The organism is Arthrobacter sp. 10T413_2, from assembly GCF_056394205.1.
On the sequence record NZ_JBFTHK010000226.1, the window covers coordinates 1 to 5,654 of the forward strand.

At 66.3% G+C, this 5,654-nt stretch carries 7 protein-coding genes; all 7 read right to left on the reverse strand.

Going from position 1 to position 5,654, the window contains the following annotated elements; translation table 11 throughout:
• Positions 1-3: 3 nt before the first annotated feature.
• On the reverse strand, positions 4-600 hold the full coding sequence (gene lspA, locus AC1DBQ_RS21070; RefSeq protein ID WP_476930366.1) for a signal peptidase II: 597 nt from the start codon (positions 598-600) through the stop codon (positions 4-6).
• 182 nt (positions 601-782) lie between these two features.
• Positions 783-1,496: a DivIVA domain-containing protein gene (locus AC1DBQ_RS21075; RefSeq protein WP_476930367.1), complete on the reverse strand. Its 714-nt coding sequence runs from the start codon at positions 1,494-1,496 to the stop codon at positions 783-785.
• 187 nt (positions 1,497-1,683) lie between these two features.
• Positions 1,684-1,971, reverse strand: coding sequence for a YggT family protein (locus AC1DBQ_RS21080; RefSeq protein WP_116767505.1), 288 nt, complete (start codon positions 1,969-1,971; stop codon positions 1,684-1,686).
• Between the two features lie 137 nt (positions 1,972-2,108).
• On the reverse strand, positions 2,109-2,639 hold the full coding sequence (locus AC1DBQ_RS21085; protein WP_476930368.1) for a cell division protein SepF: 531 nt from the start codon (positions 2,637-2,639) through the stop codon (positions 2,109-2,111).
• A gap of 87 nt (positions 2,640-2,726) precedes the next feature.
• Positions 2,727-3,551: a YggS family pyridoxal phosphate-dependent enzyme gene (locus tag AC1DBQ_RS21090; protein ID WP_476930369.1), complete on the reverse strand. Its 825-nt coding sequence runs from the start codon at positions 3,549-3,551 to the stop codon at positions 2,727-2,729.
• Entirely contained in the window at positions 3,544-4,329 is a 786-nt protein-coding gene (locus tag AC1DBQ_RS21095; RefSeq protein WP_476930370.1) for a purine nucleoside phosphorylase YfiH/LACC1 family protein, read from the reverse strand. Before AC1DBQ_RS21095 ends, AC1DBQ_RS21090 begins: the two co-directional genes overlap by 8 nt.
• A gap of 114 nt (positions 4,330-4,443) precedes the next feature.
• A partial coding sequence (ftsZ, locus tag AC1DBQ_RS21100; RefSeq protein WP_476930371.1) for a cell division protein FtsZ occupies positions 4,444-5,654 on the reverse strand: 1,211 nt, incomplete at its 5' end.

A 5,654-nucleotide genomic window follows, 5' to 3' on the forward strand; every position in this document is an offset into this window, starting at 1 on the left:
GGGTTAGACATCCTTGGCCACCGCATCCTTCGTGTGGCGCGAGCCGTCCAGCGAAATCCCGCGCAGCGTGAGCAGACAGATGATCACGACGGCTGAGACGACGGCAGAGTCGGCGATGTTGAAGATCGCGAAGTTCGGCAGCTGGATGAAGTCCACCACATGACCCATCGCGAAAGACGGCTCGCGGAAAAGCCGGTCCGTCAGGTTGCCGAGTGCACCGCCAAGCAGCAGCCCGAGCGCCAGCGCCCACCACAGCGAGCCAAGCTTACGAAGCTGCATCAGGATCGCGACGGAGACCGCCGCCATGATGATCGTGAACACCCAGGTGACGTTTTCGCCGATCGAGAACGCCGCCCCGGAGTTGCGGATGTAGAACCAGTGCAGCAGCGGCGGAAACACGGGGATCCGTTCGCCCTCTGTCATGGTGGTTGTGACCCAGAGCTTGGTCAGCTGGTCAAACACGTACGCGAACACCGCGAAGGCAGCGAACAGGATAAACAGCTTTGCCCGGCGCGGCCGGGTAGGCACGGGCTGTGCGGCCGCATCGGGCTGTGCGGCCTCGGCGGGCTGTGTGGCGTCTGGTGATGGTGCGTCAGTCATAGGGCTTTCGTTCGGGAGCCAGTACGGAGACCGGGGAGGGGTGCCCGGCACGCCGGCACCGGAACCGGTGGCGGCCCCGTGCAGGAATGAACCGTTCAGGAATGAGACAGTGCGGGAAAAATGAAAAGCCGGCGGCCGAGGAGTCCTCAGCCACCGACTTTCAGAATACTTGGTTTTTTGCCTTAGCTGGCTTCGCCAACCTCAGCGGCCGCAACGGAGCCGCGGGCATCGAGGTCACGCAGCTGGCCTTCGATGTAGGCCTTCAGGCGTGAGCGGTAGTCGCGCTCGAAGCCGCGCAGCTGCTCGACCTTGCGTTCCAGCACGGAGCGCTGCTGCTCGAGGGCACCAAGGATCTTGCGGGACTTTTCCTGAGCATCGTTGACGAGGCTGCTGGCCTCGATCTGTGCTTCAGCGATGATCTTGTCCCGCTGCTGCTCGCCGTCTGCGATGTGCTTGTCGTGCATCTGCTGCGCCATGGCGAGCAGGCCGGCGGCCGACTCGGAAGCCGGGGTGACCGCTGTGCGGGCCGGTTCGACTGCCTGGGCTGCCTGGGCTGCCTGGGCGGCCTTGGCGGCCTGCTCGGCTTCCTTCTTCTTGGCAGCTTCAGCGGCCGCCTTTGCCTTGGCCTCAGCCTCGGCCTTGGCGGCGTCTTCCTTTTCGGCCTTGACGGGCGCCGGGACCTTTTCCACCACGGGGGCGGCGGCTGCGGAGCTGGCAGGCGTGCCGGCGCCGAGTTCGGCGAGCTTCTTGCGGAGCTCGTCGTTCTCCTGGTTCAGGCGCCGGAGTTCGACGACGATCTCGTCCAGGAAGTCATCTACCTCGTCCTGGTCGTAGCCTTCGCGGAACTTGGTCGGCTGAAAGCGCTTGTTGACAACGTCTTCTGGCGTCAAAGCCATCTGGTCACCTCGTTGGTCTAGTTAGTCAGTAGGCCTTCCGGCCGTCAAAACTACGGTACCTAAATATGGTCTGGTTCCTCTAATTCAACACCGCAGTGTCAAACCGGAGTTTCTAGCAGTTCGGGCCTTGGCCCGGKTCAGTCGCCTGCGTGGCCGCGGCGGCTGCTGATGCTGCGGTCGGCCGGGCCTACACCAGGCTCTTCACGATCCCCATCGCCAGGCTCACGACAACGAACAGCAGCAGGAACCCGATGTCCAGCGAAACACCGCCCAGCCGGAGCGGCGGGATGAGCCGGCGCAGGAGCCCGAGGGGCTTGTCCGTGACCGAATACACGGCATGGGCAGCGACGAGCGCCACACCGCGGGGACGCCAGTTCCGGGCAAACATCTGTACCCAGTCGTAAACCAGGCGGATGATCAGGGCCACGAAGAAAAGCAACAGTGCGATATAGACGAGCCCGAAAACAATTCCCATGAGCTAACTCATATCTCCATGTTCATTCCGGATACCGCAGTGTCCTAAGGAAAGTACCGCTTCTATTTCAACACGAATAATTCCGCAYGKATGCCAGGCGGGTGTCCCCGCCTGGCATCCGTGCGGAATTATCGTCTCTAGCTTTGGTTGAAGAAACTGGCCTGCGTCTCGCTGACCTTCTTGTCATCGCCAATGACTTCGATGTACGACGGCGAGAGCAGGAAGACCTTGTTCGTCACCCGTTCGATGCTGCCGCGCAGACCGAAAACAAGGCCGGCGGAGAAGTCCACGAGGCGCTTGGCATCGGCCTMGCCCATGTCGGTGACGTTCATGATGACGGGGATGCCGTCGCGGAAGCTTTCGCCGATGAGCTTGGCGTCGTTGTAAGACCGCGGATGGATCGTGGTGATCTGCCGGAGGCCGGTGGTCTCTTCGCGGCTCGATGCCGCACGCTTGATGGGTGTCACAGGTGCGCGATATTCCTCTTCAGCGGCGTAAGGCTCTTCCCGGGGGACCTCGCGGACGGGCGCGGGCGCACGTCGTTCCTCGCGGTCCTGCTCCATGGATTCGTCCTCATCCTTGTGCGGTGTGGGGTGCTCAGACTCGTAGTGTTCGTCGCCGTCGGCGAGCCCAAGATAGATCATTGTCTTGCGCAGAGCGCCAGCCATGCTCGACTCCTAATCTTGTCCGTAAGCGGGCCGCTTAATGACTAGACAGCCTTGGAATCCCCGCCGATACCTTCCAATACGTCGAACTTACCGCAGGCCCGGACGCGGACCGAGAATATCGGAGCCAATGCGCAGGTGTGTCGCCCCGAACCGGATCGCCTGCTCGAGGTCCTGGCTCATGCCGGCGGAAATTCCCGCGGCCTCCGGAAATTGTTCTCTTAGCCGCCCGGAAATGCCCGCCAGTTTCTCGAAGGMGGCGGTAGGGTCCGCACCGAGCGGGGCCACGGCCATGACKCCCGCGAGCCGKAGTCCCGCGGCTCCGGCCAGTTGTTCGGCCAGGGCGGGAACGTCGTCGGGGGCTGCGCCGCCGCGGTGCACGCCGGCGTCGTCCTCAAGACTGACCTGGATGAAGCAATCCAGGGGCGGCCGCCCTGTGCGATCGGTTTCGACCGCCATCGCCTTGGCCAGGGCCGTGGCGAGGCCGGCCCGGTCCACGGAGTGCACGGCCCCGGCATATCTCACCACGGACTTGGCCTTGTTGCTTTGGAGTTGGCCGATGAAGTGCCAGTTCAGGCCGAGGTCTTCCAGTTGCTCTGCCTTTCCGGCGGCTTCCTGGTCCCGGTTTTCCCCGACGTCGGTGACCCCCAGCGACGCGAGCCGCCGGACGTCCTGCGCCGGGTGGAACTTGGTGAMGACAATCAGGCGGGGGGGCGTCGACTGCCGGCCCGCGGCCGCAACGGCGGCGTCGATCCTGCGGCGGACGGCCGTGAGGTTTGCCTCAAGCTGAACCAGCCGGGGACCTTCCAGCGCGTCCTCACGGTTCTMCCCCGGCCGCTCCCCCGATATTTGCCCCGATACCTCCCCCGGAAGGCCAGCCGGCCCTGCGGCCCGGCCCTCAACCGGCTCAGTCATGGCCCTGTGCTCTTTTTCCGTGTGTCGTGTCCGTCCACACCAGCCCGGCGAAGCGGCCGGTGCGGGGGTCACGGCGGTAGGAAAACAGGTTTCCGTCCTCGAGGGTGCAGCCCCCGGAGTATTCCACCGCGACATCCGCTGCCTCCAGCTGGCTCCGGACGCCTGCCGGCAGGTCCAGGCCCGGCGTGCCGGTGGACGTGGTGCACCACGTGGCGGGGACGGCCGCGGCAACGTCGGAGCGCAGCCCGTCGGGGACCTCGTAGCAGCGGCCGCAGACGGATGGGCCGATCCAGGCGCTGATGCTGCCCGCGCCGAGCTCACGCAGGCGTGCGACGGCGGCCGGCACCACTCCGGCAGCCACACCGGGGCGCCCGGCGTGGACTACCCCGAGGACGGGGGTGCCGGCCGGGCCGTCGCCGACCAGTACGACCGGCACGCAGTCCGCCACCATGACCGCCAGCGGCTCGGTCAGGGAAACCATGGCGTCGGCGGTGGGGGCGGCCGGTTCGTCCGCTGCGGTGTCCGAACTGCTGTCCGCTGCCGCGGGGCGGGCATCGCCCGTCGCGGTGCCGCCGGTGATGGTGGCGACGTCAGCGCCGTGGACCTGGTTCATGTACCGGAAGACGCGCCCGCCGAGTCCCGCGGCCGCTTCGAGCTCCTTGCGCCGGCGGCGGACCGCGCGGGGGTCGTCACCAACGTGAAGTGCCAGGTTCCCGGCTCCGGCGTCGGTGAAGGCCACCCACACGCCGGGCCGGACTTGAGCCTGCCAGGAAAACAATCACACCACCGCCGTTAACATGTCCGGAATTCTTGCGTTCATACGATCCACCGTAACCCGGCGAAAAGCAGCATGGCACCGCCGGACGGCAGTGCCATGCTGAAGCCGAACGATTTACTTGAGGAAGTCGGGGACATCCAGGTCATCGGAGTGGCGGCCGGACAGGTCCGGCTCCACGACGGCCGGGAGGTCGACGTCGAAGCCTGAGTCGGCCGGTACCGCGGAGGGACGCTGCTGGCCCCAGCCGCCGTAGCCGGAAGCGCCCACGGTGGCGTGCAGCGGCTGGACCTGGGCGGAGGCGGGTGCCTGCGCCGGAGCCGGGGCCGCGGACGTAGGACGCTGCGGCGCGGCCGGCAGAGACTGGTCCATGGACGGCGAGGTGGCCTTGACGTCGTCGAAGCCGGCGGCGATGACGGTGACGCGTGCCTCGTCGCCGAGTGCGTCATCGATCACGGCGCCGAAGATGATGTTGGCCTCGGGGTGGGCGACTTCCTGGACCAGGCGGGCTGCTTCGTTGATTTCGAAGAGGCCGAGGTCCGAGCCGCCCTGGATGGACAGCAGGACGCCGTGCGCGCCGTCGATCGATGCTTCGAGCAGCGGGGAGGCGATKGCGAGCTCCGCGGCCTTGACGGCCCGGTCCTCGCCGCGGGCCGAACCGATGCCCATGAGCGCGGAACCGGCGCCCTGCATGACGGACTTGACGTCGGCKAAGTCGAGGTTGATCAGGCCCGGCGTGGTGATGAGGTCGGTGATGCCCTGGACGCCGGAGAGCAGGACCTGGTCGGCGGAGCGGAACGCGTCCAGGACGGAGACGTTGCGGTCGCTAATGGAGAGCAGACGGTMGTTCGGGATCACGATCAGGGTGTCGACTTCGTCGCGCAGGGCGTCGATCCCGGCTTCGGCGGAGCCGGCCCGGCGGCGGCCTTCGAAGGTGAAGGGCCGCGTCACGACGCCGATGGTCAGGGCGCCGAGGGAACGGGCAATCCGGGCTACGACGGGCGCGCCGCCGGTGCCGGTGCCGCCGCCCTCGCCGGCGGTGACGAAGACCATGTCTGCGCCCCGGATGACCTCTTCGATCTCATCGGCGTGGTCCTCCGCAGCCTGCCGGCCAACCTCAGGGTTCGCGCCAGCACCGAGTCCACGGGTCAGTTCACGCCCGACGTCGAGTTTGACGTCGGCATCGCTCATCAACAATGCCTGGGCATCGGTGTTGATGGCGATGAATTCGACGCCGCGAAGACCGACCTCGATCATGCGGTTGACTGCGTTCACGCCACCGCCGCCGATGCCGACGACCTTGATGACGGCCAAGTAATTCTGCGGAG